19 protein-coding genes are annotated in these 20,239 nt (G+C 35.6%); 4 read left to right on the top strand and 15 right to left on the bottom strand.

Annotation, left to right across the window (positions count from 1 at the left end):
- Nucleotides 1-281: 281 nt before the first annotated feature.
- On the top strand, nucleotides 282-470 hold the full coding sequence (gene rpmB, locus CD118_RS09140; RefSeq protein ID WP_016424873.1) for a 50S ribosomal protein L28: 189 nt from the start codon (nucleotides 282-284) through the stop codon (nucleotides 468-470).
- 66 nt (nucleotides 471-536) lie between these two features.
- On the opposite strand, the gene CD118_RS09135 is transcribed toward rpmB, so the two are convergent.
- The 9 genes from CD118_RS09135 to def form a co-directional block, all read right to left on the bottom strand.
- Nucleotides 537-1,175: a thiamine diphosphokinase gene (locus CD118_RS09135; RefSeq protein WP_103356599.1), complete on the bottom strand. Its 639-nt coding sequence runs from the start codon at nucleotides 1,173-1,175 to the stop codon at nucleotides 537-539.
- A gap of 3 nt (nucleotides 1,176-1,178) precedes the next feature.
- Entirely contained in the window at nucleotides 1,179-1,829 is a 651-nt protein-coding gene (gene rpe, locus CD118_RS09130; RefSeq protein ID WP_103356598.1) for a ribulose-phosphate 3-epimerase, read from the bottom strand.
- A complete protein-coding gene (gene rsgA, locus CD118_RS09125; protein WP_103356597.1) occupies nucleotides 1,829-2,704 on the bottom strand; it encodes a ribosome small subunit-dependent GTPase A in 876 nt (291 codons plus the stop codon). The genes rpe and rsgA overlap by 1 nt, the downstream gene beginning before the upstream one ends.
- Before the next feature lie 179 nt (nucleotides 2,705-2,883).
- The gene (gene pknB / locus CD118_RS09120) at nucleotides 2,884-4,911 is read right to left on the bottom strand and encodes a Stk1 family PASTA domain-containing Ser/Thr kinase (protein WP_103356596.1); all 2,028 of its coding nucleotides are present in this window, start codon (nucleotides 4,909-4,911) and stop codon (nucleotides 2,884-2,886) included.
- The gene (locus tag CD118_RS09115; protein ID WP_016424868.1) at nucleotides 4,908-5,651 is read right to left on the bottom strand and encodes a Stp1/IreP family PP2C-type Ser/Thr phosphatase; all 744 of its coding nucleotides are present in this window, start codon (nucleotides 5,649-5,651) and stop codon (nucleotides 4,908-4,910) included. Before CD118_RS09115 ends, pknB begins: the two co-directional genes overlap by 4 nt.
- Before the next feature lie 6 nt (nucleotides 5,652-5,657).
- The gene (gene rlmN, locus CD118_RS09110) at nucleotides 5,658-6,752 is read right to left on the bottom strand and encodes a dual-specificity RNA methyltransferase RlmN (RefSeq protein WP_060830042.1); all 1,095 of its coding nucleotides are present in this window, start codon (nucleotides 6,750-6,752) and stop codon (nucleotides 5,658-5,660) included.
- Between the two features lie 6 nt (nucleotides 6,753-6,758).
- Entirely contained in the window at nucleotides 6,759-8,060 is a 1,302-nt protein-coding gene (rsmB, locus tag CD118_RS09105) for a 16S rRNA (cytosine(967)-C(5))-methyltransferase RsmB (RefSeq protein WP_103356595.1), read from the bottom strand.
- Entirely contained in the window at nucleotides 8,061-8,993 is a 933-nt protein-coding gene (gene fmt / locus CD118_RS09100) for a methionyl-tRNA formyltransferase (protein ID WP_060830044.1), read from the bottom strand. It abuts the gene before it with no gap.
- The gene (gene def / locus CD118_RS09095) at nucleotides 8,986-9,471 is read right to left on the bottom strand and encodes a peptide deformylase (protein ID WP_060830045.1); all 486 of its coding nucleotides are present in this window, start codon (nucleotides 9,469-9,471) and stop codon (nucleotides 8,986-8,988) included. The genes fmt and def overlap by 8 nt, the downstream gene beginning before the upstream one ends.
- 459 nt (nucleotides 9,472-9,930) lie before the next feature.
- Here def and CD118_RS09090 point away from each other — a divergent pair, with 459 nt between their 5' ends.
- Nucleotides 9,931-10,551, top strand: a complete 621-nt coding sequence (locus CD118_RS09090) for a hypothetical protein (RefSeq protein WP_103356594.1) — start codon at nucleotides 9,931-9,933, stop codon at nucleotides 10,549-10,551.
- A 101-nt stretch (nucleotides 10,552-10,652) separates the two neighbouring features.
- On the opposite strand, the gene CD118_RS12025 is transcribed toward CD118_RS09090, so the two are convergent.
- The 5 genes from CD118_RS12025 to gmk form a co-directional block, all read right to left on the bottom strand.
- Complete coding sequence (locus CD118_RS12025) at nucleotides 10,653-10,820, bottom strand: hypothetical protein (protein ID WP_169925602.1); 168 nt, start codon at nucleotides 10,818-10,820, stop codon at nucleotides 10,653-10,655.
- Nucleotides 10,821-11,203: 383 nt separating this feature from the next.
- Nucleotides 11,204-13,612, bottom strand: a complete 2,409-nt coding sequence (gene priA, locus CD118_RS09085) for a primosomal protein N' (RefSeq protein WP_103356593.1) — start codon at nucleotides 13,610-13,612, stop codon at nucleotides 11,204-11,206.
- A complete protein-coding gene (coaBC, locus tag CD118_RS09080; protein ID WP_060830048.1) occupies nucleotides 13,609-14,814 on the bottom strand; it encodes a bifunctional phosphopantothenoylcysteine decarboxylase/phosphopantothenate--cysteine ligase CoaBC in 1,206 nt (401 codons plus the stop codon). Before coaBC ends, priA begins: the two co-directional genes overlap by 4 nt.
- A 195-nt stretch (nucleotides 14,815-15,009) precedes the next feature.
- The gene (gene rpoZ, locus CD118_RS09075; RefSeq protein WP_016424859.1) at nucleotides 15,010-15,219 is read right to left on the bottom strand and encodes a DNA-directed RNA polymerase subunit omega; all 210 of its coding nucleotides are present in this window, start codon (nucleotides 15,217-15,219) and stop codon (nucleotides 15,010-15,012) included.
- The gene (gmk, locus tag CD118_RS09070) at nucleotides 15,219-15,842 is read right to left on the bottom strand and encodes a guanylate kinase (RefSeq protein ID WP_016424858.1); all 624 of its coding nucleotides are present in this window, start codon (nucleotides 15,840-15,842) and stop codon (nucleotides 15,219-15,221) included. The genes rpoZ and gmk overlap by 1 nt, the downstream gene beginning before the upstream one ends.
- 161 nt (nucleotides 15,843-16,003) lie before the next feature.
- Here gmk and CD118_RS09065 point away from each other — a divergent pair, with 161 nt between their 5' ends.
- Nucleotides 16,004-17,707 carry an Rqc2 family fibronectin-binding protein gene (locus tag CD118_RS09065; RefSeq protein WP_060830049.1) on the top strand — a complete coding sequence of 568 codons (1,704 nt, stop codon included), beginning with the start codon at nucleotides 16,004-16,006 and terminating at the stop codon, nucleotides 17,705-17,707.
- A gap of 182 nt (nucleotides 17,708-17,889) precedes the next feature.
- Here the strand turns inward: CD118_RS09065 and CD118_RS09060 are convergent, their stop codons facing one another.
- Entirely contained in the window at nucleotides 17,890-18,978 is a 1,089-nt protein-coding gene (locus CD118_RS09060; protein WP_060830050.1) for a trypsin-like serine peptidase, read from the bottom strand.
- A gap of 449 nt (nucleotides 18,979-19,427) precedes the next feature.
- Between CD118_RS09060 and CD118_RS09055 the strand changes: the two genes are divergently transcribed.
- On the top strand, nucleotides 19,428-20,162 hold the full coding sequence (locus tag CD118_RS09055; protein ID WP_060830051.1) for a hypothetical protein: 735 nt from the start codon (nucleotides 19,428-19,430) through the stop codon (nucleotides 20,160-20,162).
- The last annotated feature ends 77 nt before the right edge of the window (nucleotides 20,163-20,239 follow it).

Raw genomic sequence — 20,239 nt, 5'->3', positions numbered from 1 at the left:
ATTTCAAAACTTACATGAACAAAATGTAAAGAAAATCAATTTCTAGTAAACCTTATATTACTATACATATAAGTCTTATGCCAATGGAGATGTTCCTTGTTCGTCATTCTTAGCAAACAACGCTTAATCACAACAGTAAATTATATCAGAAATCGACCACTACAAAAAGTAATATCTGAAAATATACCCTAATTTAATATTGCATGTCAATGTTTAATGTGGTATATTACGTTAGTATGTAGTAGCAAAGTGTATTTGTATTTCTTAAAGGAGGTACGATGATGGGTAAAGAATGTTTCGTTACAGGACGTAAAGCTTCAACAGGAAACAACCGTTCACACGCGTTAAACGCTTCAAAACGTCGTTGGAATGCTAATTTACAAAAAGTTAGAATCCTTGTTGACGGCAAACCTAAAAAAGTTTGGGTTTCAGCTCGTGCTTTAAAATCAGGTAAAGTCACTCGCGTATAATTAACATAATAGATTAAAATAAAACGAGTCTTTATGTGGAAGACTCGTTTTTTGTTGCTTTAATTTTTATTCGTCACGGCTTCTCATAAGAAAAACCGCCCCTTCATGGACAATCACTTCGCTCTTATCCTCTATAAATTCATTTGAAATCGTCAGTGTGGATCCGCGTTGTAAAGTCACTTCATCTAATTCATACTTAAAACCTTTTAAAGATAACTTCACCTGATCTACCCCTAAAGGAAAAGATACATATTTAAAACGCTCGTTATTCTCGATAGTGTAGCGACCCTCTGTTAAATATTCAATCTCATTGATTTTATCAATTAATACCATTTTCTTGTTTTTAAAATCTGGATTTTGGAGCAAAGCCATCGCGCCCATAAAGTGATCTAGTCGCCCACCTGTAGCACCATAGATTTTAATTTCATCGTAACCTAAAGCAACTGCTTGATGGACAGCTAGCGCTAAATCTGTATCTGCTTTTTCTGCAGGCACAGGTTCAATTGTAATATGTGATTTTATCCATTCACGTTCAGAAGATGAAATCGAATCAAAATCACCTACAGCAAAAACAGGTGTGATTTGATGTTGAAGTAAAAGAAGTGTGCCTCTATCAACACCCGCCCACTGCTTATTATGATGGTATTCTAATACTTGTTCAGGTAAATCACGAGAACTACATAACAAACAGATGCTTTTTGACATGGTTTATGCCTCACCTTTTAAAATTTGTGTTGCTTGCTGATAATTTTGTTGATTAAAGAAATAAGAACCTGCCACTAACCAATCCGCACCCACTTCAATCACTTGGGTTGCTGTTTCGGCATTGACACCGCCATCAACTTCGATTTTAAAATCAAGTTCACGTTGGTTTCTTTGTTCTTTTAATTGCGCTATCTTTCTTAATGATGATGGAATAAATTTTTGGCCACCAAATCCAGGGTTTACGGACATAATAAGAACATAATCCACTTCATCTAAAAGTGTATCTAATGCACTGATGGGTGTACCTGGATTAATAACAACACCCGCTTCAACGCCTCTATTTTTAATTCTTTGAACAATTCTGTGGATATGCGGGGTAGCTTCATAATGTACAGAAAGTTTATTGGCACCTTTATCGATAAAAGTATCAATATACTGCTCCGGATTGTTAATCATTAAATGAACGTCAATCGGTAAAGATGTCGCAGATCGGACAGCTTCAAGGATTGGAAAACCAATTGAAATGTTTGGAACGAATTGACCATCCATCACATCAAAATGCAGCGCATCGACCCCTGCGCGCTCAAGTTCAATCATTTCCTGTTTTAAGTTCAGAAAGTCTGCCGATAATAAAGAAGGAAATATTTTTGTCATTAGTACCTTACCTTTCGATTAGAAATTTCATTAAAAAGTTGAACATAATGCTGATAACGGAATTCAGGTAGCTCATTTTGTGCTACTTTTTCTTTGACATGACATTTGGGTTCATTAATATGGTAACAGTTTCTAAACTTACACAGTTCACCCAATTGTGCGATGTCTATAAAATAGTCTCGAAGCTCTTCCTTTCCGATATGCTCAAAATCTAAAGCGCTAAATCCTGGTGTATCCGCGATATGCCCATTTTCACGCTTATATAATTCAACATGTCTTGTTGTATGCTTACCTCTATTTAAAGATTGTGATATTTCATTCGTTGCCAACGCTAAATCTGGCGCATAGCGATTTAGAAGCGTTGATTTCCCTACACCAGACTGACCGCTCAATACAGCCAAACCAGGTGCCCAATCTTTAAAGACACTTTTCACATCGTCATCTTTACCAATAAATTGTGTTTGATACCCTATTTTCTCATAATAATCTAATGTGTCTTGAATTTTAATTTGCTCATCTTTAGACGCAAGATCTTTTTTGGTAATTAAGATGTTAGGATGTAGACCATATGAATGTCCGATGACGAGAAAACGATCTAAGAGTTGACTAGAAAAAATTGGTGACACCGCACTCATCACAACAATCAACAAGTCAATATTACTCACAGGTGGGCGTTTTAATTCATTCTTCCGAGGATGTACATGCTGAATATAGCCTGATGAATGGGTTTCAATATCGATATCGACAATATCACCAACAATCGGTGAAATTTGTTTTTTTCTAAAAAGTCCTCGCGCTTTTGCATCATATATTTCACCTTCAACATCGACTCGATAAACACCACTTAATGATCTGATAATTCTACCTGTTTTCAAATTCACACCTCATTTTTTCCTTTAGATTCCTTAGTTATTATATCAAAGCCAAGCACACAAAGACATTATAAAGTGCGGAACGCATCCATCATCTCTATTTAAATATATACAATATGAGTAATACGCCATATGATTTCGAATGCTCAAACAACATTTGAATCATATGGCGTATTGATTAGTTATAAATCATCGTAATGAATTGTTTTTCTGTCAACCGTTTTCCCATCTACTTTAATTTCATAATGACCTGAATCATCTTTAGGTATTGTTAAATTTAAAGGATAATAAATGCTTTTGGAAATAGTGAAAGTTTCAGCCGGTGAATCACTATCATTATTTTTATCTTGGATATACACTTCTACTTTTTGCGCTTTTTTGTTTTTGCCACTATATGGAATTGTCACATTTTCAGAATAAGTTTTCTCCCGCACAATTTTAGAATCACGATCTGCTTTATCCTCACTGTCATCATCATCTTCTTCTTTGCCGGTAGAGATGATAAATCTTACAGTGTCTCCTTCATCGACGTTCGTCTTTTTAGGGGTGTGGTTAATGATATGATTTTCTTTCACATGATGATCTGCACGCTCTTTTTCTATTTCAACATTTAAACCTTTTTCTTCCAACTCTTGTTTGACCTTATCATAATCTTGATTTGTGTAATCATCGACATAGATTTGTCGCTTTCCAAGTGACTCAGTAATCTGTACTGCATCTTTAGTAACGACAACATTTTCCCCTGGTGTAATACTTTGTGCTTCTATGCTTCCTTTTTCAATATCGTTTTGTGTGTATGCAGTTGTAAAAGTCACATGACTAAAGCCTAATGACTTCAATTTATTTTCAGCATCACGTTTAGTCATACCAATGAGATTCGGCATTTTCTCAATATGTTGGCCTTTAGAAATAATAATATCAACCTGACTGTTTTGTTCTACTTTTGAACCAGCTTCAGGTTTAATCGCCATAACACGTTCTTTATCATAATGGTCACTATATTCGTGTGAAATGTGGCCAATTTTAAGCTTGTTATCTTTTAATAACTTTTCGGTTTGTTGTTCTGATTTACCAAGTACATCAGGGACTTGGCTATATTTATTGCCAATCATAGCTGCAGCCATAAAAACAAACAAACTTGCGACTAACAGGACTAGGATAAAACCAAAGACCACTTTTTTGCGGACAGAGCGTTTCTGTGTTGGCACATAATAAGAGGCCTTCTTAGACTGTTTAGGTTCAGCTTGTTTTTCAGTTTGAACGATTGGAATTTGTGTTGTTTCTTTTACAGATTTATTTTGTTTATCTTGTTCTATCTTTAGCGCATTTTTATCAATAGGCACTGTTTTCGTTTTAGATGTATCCGATTCATAAAGGGGTTCATTTTTACGACTAGGATCTAGTGTAGACATGACATCACTCGCCATCTCTGAGACAGAGCGATATCTATTACTTTGCTCTTTTTCTGTCGCTTTTAAAATGACATTACTTAATGCTTGCGGAACATCTCTTCTTTTATCACTTACATTAGGGACTGTCTCTTGTATCTGCTTAATCGCAATACTAACAGGCGTTTCACCATTAAATGGCGGTTGTCCAGTTAACATTTCATACAAAACGATACCTAAAGAATAAATATCAGAGCGCTCTCCGGTTTTCTCACCTTTTGCTTGTTCTGGCGAAAGATATTGCACTGTTCCGACCACATGATTCGTCTGTGTCATCGCTGTTTCACTTAACGCTTTGGCGATTCCAAAATCTACAATTTTTAATGTTTGATTACGATCAATAATCATATTTTGCGGCTTAATATCCCGATGGATAATCCCTTGTTCATGTGCATGACGGATACCACTTAAAATTTGGTCCATAAATTGTAGTGCTTTTTGTGGCTGTAAGGGGCCGTGTGCTTTTATATAATCTGATAAAGTCGGTCCCTCAATATATTCCATCACTAAAAAGAAACAATCATCTTCTTCACCAACATCGAGTACGCTCACAATATTTTTATGTGATAACCGTGTCGTATTTTGCACTTCTCTTTCAAAGCGTTGCACTGTTGCTTGTTTTTCATTCGGCAAAATATGAATCAACTTGACTGCCACTTTACGATTTAAAATGGTGTCCATTGCAACGTAGACATTCGACATACCACCGCCGCCAAGAATTTGGGTTAATTCATAGCGATCATCTATCAAACGCCCTATCATACAGGCTCACCTGCAATTTCTGCAAGAACAAAAGAAATATTATCTTTCGCTTCATGTTCGACAGCAAGATCAAGAATCGCTTGACCTGTCGCATGAATATCTTGCTCTTGTTTTAAAACATCATGTATTTTATGAGATTTGACATAATCAGTTAAACCGTCAGAATTTAAAATCAGATATTGATAAAATTGTGTTCGCTTCGTAAAGATATCTGGTGTAACAAAACGATTTGTTCCCATGACTTTAGTGATAATATGTCTTCTTGGGTGTAGAAAAGCTTCTTCCTCAGTTATTTCTCCTAGCATCACCAATTGATTTACAAATGTATGATCAATCGTAATTTGATCCATACGTCTTCCATTCGTAAGATAAGCACGGGAATCCCCTACGTTTGCGACCACAATATGATGGTCAAACACAAGTGCACAGACGCATGTTGTTCCCATACCTTGATAAGCAGGATTTTGTTGTGCTGTATCATATAGATCACGATTCACAACTTGTAAAGTATGTTTCAACCAATGTTCTGCTTGTTCTGGCTCAATATAATTTTCTGCTTCAAATCGTGTTTGTAAAGCTTCTACGACAAATTGAGATGCGACCTCACCTGCTTGATGTCCGCCCATCCCATCACACATGACTAAAAGTTGTTGATCTGTTTTGTTATAAAACACACCACCTGCATCTTCATTGTTTTCACGAAAATTCCCTGTCACTGAAAAAAATTCTGCATTTAACATTATGTTCTACCTCGTTTCTGCTTGTCGTTCCTTTGCTCTTAGCTGTCCACACGCAGCATCAATATCCGAACCTTGTTCACGTCTAATTGTAGCATTGATTCCTAATTTTTTTAATTCCTTTTCAAATTTAAAAATATCATCTTTTGGTGTTTTAACATAATTCCTCTCAGGAACATGGTTAACAGGAATTAAATTCACGTGACAGTTGAGCGGTTTAATCAGTTGTGCAAGTTCACGTGCATGCTCGATTTGATCGTTCACGCCGCCAAACAAGCCATATTCAAACGTGATACGACGGTTTGTTTTTTCTTGGTAGTATTGAATAGCATCCATCAATTTGTTGACATCGTAAGCTCTATTAATCGGCATTAGTTTTGAACGAATTTCGTTATTTGCTGCATGCAAACTCACCGCAAAATTAATTTGTAATGATTCATCAGCAAAGTCATAAATTCTAGGTACAATACCTGAAGTTGATACTGTAATATGACGTGCACCAATATTCAAACCATTATCATCATTTACAATTTTTAAGAAATCCATCATCTCATCATAGTTTTCAAATGGTTCACCTATGCCCATAATTACAATAGAAGAGACACGCTCCTCTGTTTCATCTAATGCTTTTTGAACAGTTAAAACTTGAGACACGATTTCGCCAGCCTCAAGATTTCGCTTCAATCCTCCAAGTGTAGAAGCACAAAACGTACACCCTATACGGCAACCAACTTGTGTAGTCACACAAACTGAATTTCCATAATCGTGACGCATTAATACTGTTTCAATTGTATAGCCATCTTGTAATTCAAATAAAAACTTAATCGTACCGTCTCGGCTTTCTTGTTTAACGACGGTTTGTAACGTCGTAATTGAAAAATGAGAGTCCAATAAATGTCTTAAATCTTTTGAGAGATTTGTCATTTCTTCAAAACTATTAACTCTTTTCTCATATAACCATTCAAATATTTGCTTTGCTCTAAAACTTTGTTGCCCTTGTTCTTTCAACCAATCCTTCATTTCATCAAATCGTAACGAATAAATCGATTGCTTTTCAAAATCAGGAAGAAATTTATTTTTCTTCTTTTTTTCAACTGTAATCATTCACCATTATCCTTTCTTTTTTACTCTCGTGATAAAGAAACCATCTGTATTCATATCTTGCGGTAAGAGTTGTAATGTTTTTGTATATTCTCCATTGCGCGGGTCAATCACAGGGTCAAATTCAAAATCATGATTTGACTTTAAAAATGTATAAATCACATTTTCATTTTCTAGTTGCTCAATTGTACAAGTCGAATAGACAAGTGTACCCCCTGGTTTCAAATTCTGAGCAACATTATTTAATAACTTAAGTTGAATTGTCACTAATTCATCTATAACTTCAGGTGTCATTGTATACTTGATTTCTGGTTTATGTCGAATCACCCCTAAACCACTACAAGGCGCATCTAAAAGTATCTTGTCAAACATCTGATCATAAGGTTTCGTTGCATCATGTTGCATCGCTTTAATATGCGTAAGCCCCAACTTATGAATATTATTTTCTATTAACGTAATTTTATGGTCATGCAAATCTGTAGCTAACACCTGGCCTGTCCCATTTAATAATTCCGCAATATGACATGCTTTACCCCCTGGTGCACTACAACTATCTAAGACCGAATCTCCTGATTGAAGGTTTAACATGTGCGCAACAAACATTGAACTTTTGTCTTGAATACTCACATAACCTTTTTTAAAAAGAGATGTATGCATCACGCCATGACCTGAAACATGTAAACATTCAGGCAAATGGTCATCCTTTTCAACGCGTAATCCTTCTTTTTCTAGAGCTTCTTTTGCCTCGTCAATGGCGATTCGAGTTTGATTCACACGTACCGTTTGCGCAGCGGGTAATAATAAGTTTTCAGCAATAGAGGTCGTCACAGCTTCTCCAAAATGGGTTAACCAATGCTTTATAATCCAGACAGGAATACTGTATTTTACAGAGAGACGTATTTCTTTCTTCTTTATCGCATCGATATCAGGAAGATTTTGCGTCATCACTTGTCTTAAAATCGCATTGACCACGTTTCCTGTCTGTTGACCTCCACGTTGTTTAGCAATGTTCACTGCTTCATGAATAATTGCATGTGTTGGAATTTTATCCAAATAGAGATGTTGGTACAGACTCATCCATAAAAGTCGACGCACCCAGCCTTTAATTTTCGTTTTAACAAAAGGTTTCAAATAAAAATCTAAAGTTAGTTTTCGTTTAATCGTCCCATAAACAAGTTCAGTATATAATGCACGGTCTGCTGGATTTAAAGCATAAGACTGCAATGTTTCATTCATTTTTAAGTTACTATAAGCCCCGTCTTTAATGACAGCTTCAATCGTCATCAAACTCAGTTCACGTACCGTTGCCATTTACATAAATTCCTTTCCTACAAGCTCTTCTTGGTAACCACTCAGGAATTGCGATACTGGCATACGTTTTTTCCCTGATAACTGTATGTCAGTTAACGCAATGCTATCCTCAGAGCCAGTTCCGACAATGATTTGTCTTTTTGTCGTTCCAATAATTTGACCTGCTTTGCCACTTTGATTTTTTACAATTTCAGCGGCGTATATTTTCATTGTTTTATCCTCAAATTGCGTATATGCGACTGGCCATGGGGACAAACCTCTAATATGGTTATAAATTGTCGATGCATCACGATCCCAGTGTATGCGTTCATCTTCACGTTGTATATTCGAAGCGAATGATACATGCGCCTCATCTTGAGGTGTACGTGAATTTGTACCATTTAACAGAGATGGAAGCGTTTCTTCTAATAATTCTGTACCGAGTTGACTCAATTTATCATGCATCGTCCCTACATTGTCTTCCGCTTCAATTGGAATCGCACGTTGAGAGATAATGTCACCGGCATCTAGTTTTTTGACCATATACATGATCGTTACACCTGTTTCAGCTTCACCATCAATAATCGATTGATGAATGGGTGCACCACCACGGTATTTAGGTAATAAGGATGCGTGTACGTTTACAGCACCAAAACGCGGATGTTCCAACAATTGTTCAGGTAATAACTGACCAAATGCCGCAGTCACAATGAGGTCACACTCCATTTCTAGTAACTGTTCCAATTCGTCTGAATGCACTAACTTTTCAGGTTGATAAACAGGAATTTGATGTGCAACGGCCACTTGTTTTACAGGTGGCGGTGTTAAAACACGCTTACGTCCGACGGGTCTATCCGGTTGCGTAACCACCGCAATGACCTCTTCTTTTTCAATTAGCATTTCTAAAATTGATGTTGAAAAATCAGGTGTACCCATAAAAATTATTTTACTCATCTTCTAAATATGCCTCCAATTCTGCATCAGAAATTTCACGATCCATCACATCTACAAATAATATCCCGTTTAAATTATCAATCACATGTAAGATCATACGAGCGATATCATCATACGCTGTTAACTCGACTTCATTACCGTTAATATCAAAACTCTTTACTTTAATCATTTGACTTCTCGTCACTTCACCAAAACGTCCAGGAACACTTAAACAACCTTCTAGTTCTGTCGTCTTTTCATCAGATTGACTGATGACTTCTGGGTTAATCAATTGTAATAGACCATCTTGCTCCATATCGACCAGTGCAATTTGTTCTTCCACACCAATTTGAGGCGCTGCCAATGCTTGGCCCCCTGCATCATACATCGTATCTTCAAGATCTTGTAGAACACATTCAACGTGGCTGTCAAATTTCGTCACAGGGGCTGACTTTTTTCTGAGACTCGGATGAATATTCGTTCTTATCTTTTTTATCATATGAAGCTCCAGCTCCTCATAAAAAATTTATCATTATATTATAGCTTATTACGTCAAAAATTGCGATAACTATCCGCTTTCATCATAACAAAAATAATGAAGCGATACATGAGAATGAAACACCATCCTCAACTTTAACTTATGTTACAACAATCTAACCTTTTTTAATGACAAATGATGAAAAAAATTATTATTACTTTTGATACCATTAAAAAACTATCTTAGCGTTTTAAACTATTCAAAAAAGATTGCGCCAATCTATATTTCGAGCAATAATATTAATATTGTGTTTAACAACATTGTACAAACTTTAAAATTGTCATTTGGAACTATTTAATGCATTTAAACGAAAAAGTTTAACTCGATTTTATTTGTTCACCTATGCAAGTTTAGAAAAGTTTTCAATGCAAAAAAATACAATTGTTAACACCTATCAATCATTTATGGAGGAGATTATTAATGAGAAAAATATTCACTTTAATTTTTACAAGCCTTTTGATTTTAACAGCTTGTAGCGAAACCGACACCAATATGCAAAGCACGTCTAAACATGAACACCATTCTAAAGAAGAAAAACACGCTTCCAAAAATAAAACAGTTGAAAAGCCCCAAGCCAATGCTGTCACAACTAATGAGGATGTTAAAGAAGAAGAGAATGAAACGGCAGTTCGAGAAAATACATCACAAACTCAATTGGATACACATAATGTGAGAGATAGAGCAACATTAGAACAGATACTCAACGGTGATTATACTGAGACACAAAAAATCGAAGCCTATAATAGTGCAATAGCGAATGGCGTCATTCCTCAAGGCAACGTAATGGAAGGACCAGCATCAGCAGCATATGAAAGCTCATTACGTATCGAGCGCGGAGAAGAAAAGTCAGTATACGATACGCACGAACCAGAAACAATTGATTATGACCATAATGGTGTCTATAGAACACCTGAAGAACAAAAGGCACATGAAAAGTGGATTCAAGATCAATTAGAGTGGGAAGAGCAACATGAACAAGAACAAGACCACGAGGGAGATATCGAAGCTGACGATGACAATCTAACAGATGAAGATGAATAACGTAAAATGCATAAGTTTACCTAATTACTCATTATAACTGAACTATTTACCAGGGATTAACTATCTATTTGAAGTAAATTCTATTCCTTTTTATTATCTGTTTAGAGTGAAGTGCCTATGAAAATAAGTAAAAATTTAACAATCATAATGACATTAAATACTGTCGTCCAGAATGATGGATCAAAAACTTTAACATTTGATGCCATCAAAAATGCTACAATAAATAAAATAATCAATATAGATAAATACCATTTGTTTTTAATAAGCATGATTAACCTCCAATGATTTATTGAATATATTCGATTTTATCCCTCTCAATTTCACATATTCAAGTATATTCATTCTTCTCTACATAACAGGATTTAAACATAAATTTTGGGTCTTCTTAAGTACTATTTTAATAAGACCGACATCTAAAAACTGATTTTGTAGCTGGTGATTCTTCTCGTAAAGCAAAGCAGACTAGACTTCTCAAAAGCTTGTAATTGCAGTTTGAGAAGTCAGAGTGCTATTGCGCAATCATTAGCTACAGCAAAATTTTCTGGTCATGCGTATTCAATACGCTCACCGATTAACAATCAAAATCTTATTACTAGAGCAGAGAGGTTCATGAGTTTAAGATCAAATGGGTTAAAACTTAAAATAATCGTTTCTACATCATCATATGAGGGTTGATATCGATTTTTAATGCCAATTTCTTTTTAATAAACATTTCATGATAATAGTCGTCTAAATAACGTAAGGCATCGATTAAAGCAGGTTCACTTTTATATTTAACTAAAACTTGAAACCGATATTCGTTATTGATGCGTGACAATGCTGATGGTGATGGACCTAATACAAACGCTTTATCTGTAAGATGTTGTAACAAAATTTGATGGACATGTGATGCAGCTTGCAATACTTCCTTCATTTTTTCATGGGTAATTGTAAAATTGATGAGATAGTAATACGGTGGATATTGAGCAAGCTTTCGATACTGCATCTCTTTTTGATAAAAGCTGACATAATCATTTTGTTGGACATCATACACGGCATAATGATCAGGATTATAAGTTTGAATAATTACTTCTCCTTTTTTATCATGTCGTCCTGCACGACCTGCAACTTGTGTTAATATTTGGAAAGTCCGTTCACTCGAGCGAAAATCTGGCAAATTAAGCATCGTATCTGCATTCAAAACACCGACTAATGTGATATTCGGAAAATCCAAACCTTTCGCTATCATCTGTGTTCCTAATAAAATGTCACCTTTTCCCTCTCCAAACTGTTTCAACAGCTTTTCATGACTTCCTTTTTTAGTCGTTGTATCAACGTCCATGCGTATAATACGCGCCTCAGGAAAACGTTGATTGAGAATTTCTTCGACGCGCTGTGTCCCCGTCCCCATTTGACGAATATGTTCACTTCCACAATTTGGACACTTAGTGGGTGCAGGTTCTTGGTGACCACAATAATGACATTTCAACTGATCAGAGGATTTATGATATGTCAGCGAAATATCACAATTTGGACATTGAGGCACATGACCACAATCTCGACATAACATAAATGAGGCATAACCCCGACGATTTAAAAACAGTACGACTTGTTCTTTTTTATTCAAGCGGTCTTCAATCGCATCTGAAAGTGCATTTGAAAATAATGAGCGATTGCCATTCGCAAGTTCTTCACGCATATCTAAAATTTCGATTTCAGGTAAAGGCTGTTGATTTACACGTGTAGGCATGTCAAGTAATGTATATACGCCTTTTTCTGCTCTTGCATAACTTTCCAAACTTGGTGTTGCGCTACCTAGAACAAGTGGACAATGATGATATCGACTACGCCATTCCGCAATATCTTTCGCATGATATCTAGGATAATCTTCTTGTTTATATGTAGACTCATGCTCTTCATCAATAATAATAATACCTAAATTTTTGAATGGCGCAAAAACACTTGAACGTGCCCCTACGCTTACTTTTGCACGACCGTCTCTTATTTTTTGCCACTCGTCATAACGTTCTCCTTTAGATAAACCAGAATGTAGCACTGCCACCTCATCTCCAAAGCGACGTTTGAAGCGGAAGACCATTTGTGGTGTGAGTGCAATCTCTGGTACAAGCATCATCGCTTCTTGATTATGTTCTAAAACTTGCTCAATAATTTGTAAATAGACCTCTGTTTTGCCTGAGCCAGTAACACCGTGCAGTAAAAACGTCTCTGAACGTTGATTTGTGACAGCATCTTCTAACTTCACAAAAGCTGCTTGTTGCTCAGAGGTTAAAATACGCTTTTGATCTTGCTCAAATATACGTCCTTCATACGGGTCTCTTTCGACAATGGCATCGTATTTTTCAATTACACCTTGCTTCTCTAAAGTATTGATTGCTGACTCTGAGAAAGTCATTGCCTTTAGTTCTTTTAAACTTACATCTCTATGATGTTCATCTAATAAAAAAGCGAGCAATTCATATTGTTTTGGCCTTTTAGTGAGTGTTTCTAAATGCGCTTCTGCTCCTTCAAAATCATTTATGCGTACTGCACGTTGTGTTTTCTTTGACGTGTTTTGAGATAAAATCGTCACACCCTCAACGACATCTTTTTTCATATAAGACAACATTTCAGTAATATTTTCGTCCGCTTGTGCTTGTTTATAAAAGTAGATTCCATCGTTATTAAAACATTGTGCTAGCCTATCTGGTAGCTGCGTGCGGTCTTTTATTTTAAAGGCTTTAGAATATTTCGCTTTAATTGCACTCGGTAACATCGCCTCAAGTATCGATATTCGCTTTGAAATAAAATAATGGCTGTACCATTCACTCAATTGCACTAATTCATCAGTGAGTTCAGGTTGAATATCTTTAACTTCGATAATTGATTTGAGCCGAGATAAATCGTAGTTGGCTTCAGCTTCAGATACACATTTCATGACATAGCCTTGTATTTTTCGAGGTCCAAATGGAACGATTACACGTACACCAGGTTGAATAGTCCCTTCTAAGTCTTTCGGGATTTGATAATCGAAAGTTTTATCTACGCTTTTTGAAGCGATATCAACAACAACTTGAGCAATCATTGATGCCAACTACTTTCTAATGCTGATAAAATCTTTGTTGCGAGTGCTTTTTTAGGTCCTTTTTGTATCGGGTAGCTTGAACCTTCTTTAAAGAACAATGTCACTTCGTTATCATCTGAACTAAATCCAATTGACTGATCTCCAACATTATTCGCAATGATGACATCAGCATTTTTATTTTTTAATTTTTCCTTTGCATAATGCGCTACATTTTGTGTTTCCGCTGCAAAGCCAACCAATTTTTGTGTTGTTTTATGTTCCCCTAAATACTTTAGAATATCTTGTGTTCTTTTAAATTCTACAGTCACATTGCCGTCTTGTTTTTTCATTTTATGGGGTAAAGGTGTCACAGGCGTATAGTCTGAAACGGCCGCAGATTTAAATACAATATCTTGTGTCTCATAGCATTCTACTACCGCATGAAACATTTCATCTGCTGTTGTCACTGACACAAACTCAACACCGTTAGGTACGTCTAGTGTTGTGGGCCCTGATACCAATGTCACTTTTGCACCTAAAGATACCAATGCTTCAGCTATTGCGTAACCCATTTTTCCTGAAGCACGATTTGAAACAAAGCGGACAGGATCAATGATTTCAACCGTTGGACCTGCCGTTATCAGTACACGTTTATCTTTAAAATAGTTCTTTTCTGTTGATGTAGGTCTCTCTGCCCTCTCTCTTTCAAGAACACTTTTGATTTCTAATGGTTCTGCCATGCGGCCTTTTGCTACATACCCACATGCTAAAAATCCTTCTCCAGGTTCAATAAAATGATAGCCGTCAGCCGTCAAAGTTTTGATATTGTCTTGTATGCGTGGATTTTCATACATATTGACATTCATCGCCGGTGCGATAAATTTTGGTGTCTTCGTTGCGAGCAAAGTTGTTGTGACCATATCATCAGCGATACCATGGCTCAATTTTGAAATAATATTGGCAGTAGCAGGTGCAACAACGATTGCATCCGCCCAATCCCCTAGTGCAATATGTTGAATTTCTTCGGGATTTTCTTCAATAAAGGTATTGGTATATACCGCATTGCGACTAATCGCTTGAAACGATAGTGGCGTGACAAATTGTAATGCGTGCTCAGTCAACATGACGCGTACATCAAAACCCGCCTGTGTAAGCTTACTCGTTAAGTCAATGGCTTTATATGCGGCAATACCACCTGTTACAGCTAACAAAATATTTTTCATCATTTCCACTCCCGTTTTTTCACTCTTAAAGGCATTATAATATATTTAGCCTTCCCTTTCATTAACGCCACTTTCAAAGCTTATCTATGCATCGTTCAAATATGACTTCCATAAATAAATACGCTTTTCAATAATGACTTCTTTATCGAAGACTATTGAAAAGCGCATAATTTGATATTGAGATTTAAGTCTTAATTAAAAGTTTTTCTCATCAACATGTGGATGAATTTTACTTGCAGCAATTTCTTCAAGTGCTCGTCCTACAGTTTTTTTACTGCTGTAACTGTCTAGTAATAGATGCTCAGGGTCGGCTTGGATTTCTCGTGCACGCTTAGCCGCTGTTGTAGCAATTAAATATTTAGAATTGATTTTATCTTGTAATTGATGTAGCGATGGGTATAACATTATTTTTTTGCCTCCAATAACATTTTTCTATATTTAGCTTCTATACGTTCACGTTTTAAATGTTCAGCTGCGACAATACATTGAATTCGGTCTTTTGCCAAATCAACTTCATCATTCACTACAACGTAATCATATAAATTCATCATTTCAACTTCTTTTTTTGCTTCATTGACACGACTTTGAATCTTTTCAGTTGATTCTGTGCCACGACCAATCAGACGTTCAGTCAAGTGGTCAAGACTTGGTGGCGCTAAAAAGATAAACAATGCATCTGGAAATTTTTTACGAACTTGTTTTGCCCCTTCAACTTCGATTTCTAAAAATACATCATGTCCTGCATTCATTGTATCTTTTACATATTGAACCGGTGTCCCGTAGTAATTTCCGACATACTCCGCGTATTCAATAAATTCATCTTCTTCAATTAATTTTTCAAATGCCTCTCTTGTTTTGAAAAAGTAATCCACCCCATCCGCTTCGCCTTCACGCATTTCACGTGTCGTCATTGAGATTGAATATTTATAAGATGTGTGAGGATCATCAAAAATACGTTTCCTGACTGTGCCCTTACCAACGCCAGAAGGGCCCGAGAGAACTATGAGTAAGCCTTTTTCAGTATCCATGCCGTACGACCTTTCTTCGCTATTCTTCTATTTATTTACATATCTTACCACAGTTTTTGTTATATTGTATAGAGTCGTTAAATTAAAAACTTTACGTCTGACGTCATTGTTGGCACATGTTATAATAGTGTAATGAAAAATTTTAAAGGTGGCAGATGATTATGGCATTTGATGGTTTATTTACAAAAAAAATGGTAGACGCGTTACAATTTCTTGTATCTGGGCGTATTCATAAAATTAATCAACCGGAAAACGATACAATTATTATGGTCGTGAGACAACAACGAAAAAACCATCAATTATTGTTATCTATTCACCCTAATTTCGCACGCCTTCATATTACGACTAAAAAATATGACAATCCTTTTGAACCGCCTATGTTTGCACGTGTATTCCGTAAACATTTAGAAGGTGGACGCATTAATGCCATTCGACAAATCGGAAATGACCGTCGTGTTGAAATTGATGTTGAAAGTAAAGATGAAATTGGCGATACGATTTATCGCACAATTATATTAGAAATTATGGGGAAACATAGTAATCTAATTTTAGTAAATGAAGATAGAAAAATTTTAGAAGGCTTTAAACATTTAACGCCTAATACAAATCAGTACCGTACTGTTATGCCTGGGTTCCAATATGAAGCACCACCAAGTCAAAACAAGCACAATCCATATGACGTTACAGGTCAGCAGGTTTTATCTTATATCGATTTTAATGCCGGAAAAATTGATCGACAGCTGCTACAAACTTTTGAAGGATTCTCACCGCTCATCACTAAAGAAATTACGATGAGACGCCACTTCATGACTTCTGAAACATTACCAGAAGCTTATGATGAAGTGATATCAGAAACAACGATGCCGTCGCAACCTGTTTTCCACAAAAATCATGAGACAGGAAAAGAAGAATTCTACTTTATGAAGTTACACCAATTTTACGATGATATCGTGACATTTGATTCGCTTCACGAATTGCTTGATCGCTTCTATGATGCAAGAGGCGAGCGCGAGCGTGTAAAACAACGTGCAAATGATCTCGTTAAGCTAGTCCAACAATTATTACAAAAATATCAAAATAAGCTCGCTAAGCTAATTGACGAACAAGCTGGCACACAAAATAAAGAAACCCAACAATTATATGGCGAGCTGATTACAGCCAATATATATCGACTTCAAAATGGAGACAGTTCTTTAGAGGCATTGAATTACTATACAGGTGAAAACGTGACCATTCCATTAGATCCAACACGTTCCCCTGCGGAAAATGCACAATATTACTATAAACAATATAACCGTTTAAAAACGCGTGAAAGAGAATTAACGCATCAAATCCAATTGACCAAAGATAACATCAATTATTTTGAAAATATAGAGCAACAGCTAGCACATATTCAAGTGCAAGAAATAGATGATATTAGAGAAGAGTTAGTAGAGCAAGGCTATTTAAAACAGAAAAAACTTCAAAGAAAGAAAAAACAACAGAAGATTCAGTTACAATCTTACCTTTCAACTGACGGGGATACGATTTTAGTTGGTAAAAATAATAAACAAAATGATTATTTAACGAATAAACGTGCTCATAATAAGCATTTGTGGTTTCATACTAAAGATATTCCTGGCAGTCATGTAGTCATATTAAATGATGACCCATCCCAAAAAACGATAGAGGAAGCTGCAATGATTGCGGCCTATTATTCTAAAGCAGGTCAATCCGGACAAATTCCAGTTGATTATACTGCGATTCGAAACGTGCACAAACCGAGTGGCGGCAAGCCTGGATTTGTCACGTATGATAGTCAAAAGACGCTTTATGCAACGCCAGATTATGATATGATTCGTCAACTCGAATCAGAAAAAATTTAATCGTTGTAAACTTAAACACCTTATTGAGCGGTCCTCAATCTGTACATTGATTGTCATGCGGAGATGACTAGGGTTGCGCAAAATACACAAAAGCATTTGCGCAACCTAGACATCTACTATCTTAAGGTGTGGTTACTGACACTTTGCAAGTATGGACCCACTTTTGATGTTTCAAACCTCACTTATTTTAAGATTTTGACATCTTTACTATCCAAATAACCTAGCCATTTATTGTTAGCATCGTAAATAGATAAATAAGTTTTTCCATTTGGATGATGATATAAGTATTTAGCTTTATATGTGCCATTTAGTTTCAAATGTTTTTCAGTCACTTTATTTTTAAAGTTTAAGTCTTTCCAGAGCGTACTATTTGAATTTAGCAGTTTCACATTTTTTTGATACGGATGTGCTGCAGGTTGACCCATCCAATGTTTAATATAATCAATGTTTAGCGCAGTTAAACGTGTCGCTCCGTTAAAGTCCACATTACCATAAGTGTGTACACCAATCACTTGTTGGTTCGTATTTCTCACACTACTTCCACTTTGACCTGGATTTGTATCCATTAAATAATGAATATTATGTTCAGTTAAATCTTTAATCACACCATTTGCACGATATTGCACATTTCCACCTTTATCTCCAGGAAAGCCAGATGTTTCAATCGGTTCATTGACATTCATGTTTGAAGTCACAGAAAGTGTTCCCGTTTTCTTACCTAAATCCGAATCCAATGTTATTAATGCCATATCATAATTCGAATCCTCTGAGTCTTGCCATTGTTTCAATGTCATTAATTTTTTAGACTCTGCTTTACCAATTTCATAATTTTGACCGTTTACACCTGCATAAACAGTAATTTTAGTCGCAAAACCTACGTCTTTTGAATACACATTATGACCAGCAGTTAATACAGCGTTATCGCCAACCATCGTACCTGAACCAATGTACGTTTTACCATCAGGGAAGGTCATATTGAGTAGAACGACTTGACGATATGGACTATCTTTGTAGTTCGAAACACGCACACGGTCATCTTTACCAAAAACTCTTTCAGGTACATTCCCTTTTTTCTCATCGATACTTTTAAGTTTACTTTGATCTAATTCAAGATGACCCGTTGTTGGAGGTTCAGTTGGCTTTTGACTTGGGATTTCGGCTTGTTGAGTTTGATGATTGTATGTTTCTGCTTGCGCAAATCCTGCAAAACTCGTATCCAAAAGTAACCCTGTGACTAAAACAGTACTGACTAAAAATGTTTTTTTCTTCATGACACATGCTCCTTTTTTAGTTTTTTATTTATTCCACATGATATGCTTCATATCAGTAAAATAATTTATAATTTTATATACCCAATCATTCTAAAAAATATTACATGTGTAGTTAAATTTATTTTAATAGTATAAATATATTACATTAGTTAATTTATATTATTTGTACAGTATGTATCGTCTGCAACAAGTCACGATTTTGATATCAGTTAAATAAATATGCACGCTTGCTGAATTAAGTTAAGTCTAATTCATCGCCTTTTAAAACACCTTTAATGTAAGACCTTAGTAGGATTGAAGACAAAAACAGTTGCATAGGCTATCAATAAAATGGTAAAAACAAGTTACAGCGACATAGAAGCTATGCGACGGACGTGGTTATGTTAAGATAAGAGTAAAGAATGCGGTCATACTTGAAACTGTAGCCACGGTTTTGAAGGAGGATATACATGAAAAGACAAGATAAGCGTTTAGATTATCCTAGAGTAGAAAAAATATTAGATGATGGAACGATTATTGCTTATGATAAGTATAATCAACTGAATACGGATTTAAATGTTCATACATTAACAGATGCCCAACAACATCAAGTTTTTGGTGGCATATTGATTAACATGGCAGATCAACAAAATAAATATTATACTGATCGTGATTATCGCTATGAACAAGAACAACGAGAAGCACTCAACCAAAGTAAAAGTAGAAACAAATGGCTCTTATTCGGCTTTATCATTGTTTTATTACTGTTAGTTGTTTTTATTGTAAAGTCTTGCAGTAGTGACGATACACAGAATGAGACATCTGATCAAAATAACGCGACGACTAATTCTCAACAAACACCTGACAATAACAAATCAGAAAATCAATATGTGGAACAAAAAGATAAAGAATTACAACAACAAATTCAAGATACGAAAGATAGTATTAAAAATAACCACAGCGATACACAATCTAAAATTGATCAATTAAAGCAAGAGATTGAAAACTTAAAAAATCATACGAATGACAAACAAGCCAATAAAGTAGCTAATCAATATGATGATACCGTGGACAATTTACAAAACGCTGAAAAAGAAAGACAAAACGGTAATAACGACGCTATGGAAAAGGAATTAGAAAAAGTGAACAAAAAGCTTGATGAAATTACTGAAAAAATTAAGTCTTGGTTTAAAAACGAAGAATAATTTATGTTAAAAAATACAATGACATTTTAAAAGAAACTCTGACATATATCACAAAATAACTAGCGCTAAGATGACTT

The sequence above is a fragment of the Staphylococcus coagulans genome (genome assembly GCF_002901995.1).
Classification (GTDB): domain Bacteria; phylum Bacillota; class Bacilli; order Staphylococcales; family Staphylococcaceae; genus Staphylococcus; species Staphylococcus coagulans.
The sequence above is the reverse complement of the archived record's forward strand: the minus strand, read 5'-3'. Positions and strand labels throughout refer to the sequence as shown.

Bases quoted from the DNA above. Each gene is read 5' to 3' on its own strand.
- CD118_RS09060 (WP_060830050.1), bottom strand. From the start codon at position 18,978: ATGAAGAAAAAAACATTTTTAGTCAGTACTGTTTTAGTCACAGGGTTA.
- CD118_RS09135 (WP_103356599.1), bottom strand. From the start codon at position 1,175: ATGTCAAAAAGCATCTGTTTGTTATGTAGTTCTCGTGATTTACCTGAA.
- CD118_RS09065 (WP_060830049.1), top strand. From the start codon at position 16,004: ATGGCATTTGATGGTTTATTTACAAAAAAAATGGTAGACGCGTTACAA.
- CD118_RS09090 (WP_103356594.1), top strand. From the start codon at position 9,931: ATGAGAAAAATATTCACTTTAATTTTTACAAGCCTTTTGATTTTAACA.
- priA (WP_103356593.1), bottom strand. From the start codon at position 13,612: ATGATTGCTCAAGTTGTTGTTGATATCGCTTCAAAAAGCGTAGATAAA.
- coaBC (WP_060830048.1), bottom strand. From the start codon at position 14,814: ATGAAAAATATTTTGTTAGCTGTAACAGGTGGTATTGCCGCATATAAA.
- rpoZ (WP_016424859.1), bottom strand. From the start codon at position 15,219: ATGTTATACCCATCGCTACATCAATTACAAGATAAAATCAATTCTAAA.
- CD118_RS09055 (WP_060830051.1), top strand. From the start codon at position 19,428: ATGAAAAGACAAGATAAGCGTTTAGATTATCCTAGAGTAGAAAAAATA.
- CD118_RS12025 (WP_169925602.1), bottom strand. From the start codon at position 10,820: ATGCTTATTAAAAACAAATGGTATTTATCTATATTGATTATTTTATTT.
- fmt (WP_060830044.1), bottom strand. From the start codon at position 8,993: ATGAGTAAAATAATTTTTATGGGTACACCTGATTTTTCAACATCAATT.
- rpmB (WP_016424873.1), top strand. From the start codon at position 282: ATGGGTAAAGAATGTTTCGTTACAGGACGTAAAGCTTCAACAGGAAAC.
- CD118_RS09115 (WP_016424868.1), bottom strand. From the start codon at position 5,651: ATGTTAAATGCAGAATTTTTTTCAGTGACAGGGAATTTTCGTGAAAAC.
- pknB (WP_103356596.1), bottom strand. From the start codon at position 4,911: ATGATAGGGCGTTTGATAGATGATCGCTATGAATTAACCCAAATTCTT.
- rpe (WP_103356598.1), bottom strand. From the start codon at position 1,829: ATGACAAAAATATTTCCTTCTTTATTATCGGCAGACTTTCTGAACTTA.
- rsmB (WP_103356595.1), bottom strand. From the start codon at position 8,060: ATGGCAACGGTACGTGAACTGAGTTTGATGACGATTGAAGCTGTCATT.
- rlmN (WP_060830042.1), bottom strand. From the start codon at position 6,752: ATGATTACAGTTGAAAAAAAGAAGAAAAATAAATTTCTTCCTGATTTT.
- def (WP_060830045.1), bottom strand. From the start codon at position 9,471: ATGATAAAAAAGATAAGAACGAATATTCATCCGAGTCTCAGAAAAAAG.
- gmk (WP_016424858.1), bottom strand. From the start codon at position 15,842: ATGGATACTGAAAAAGGCTTACTCATAGTTCTCTCGGGCCCTTCTGGC.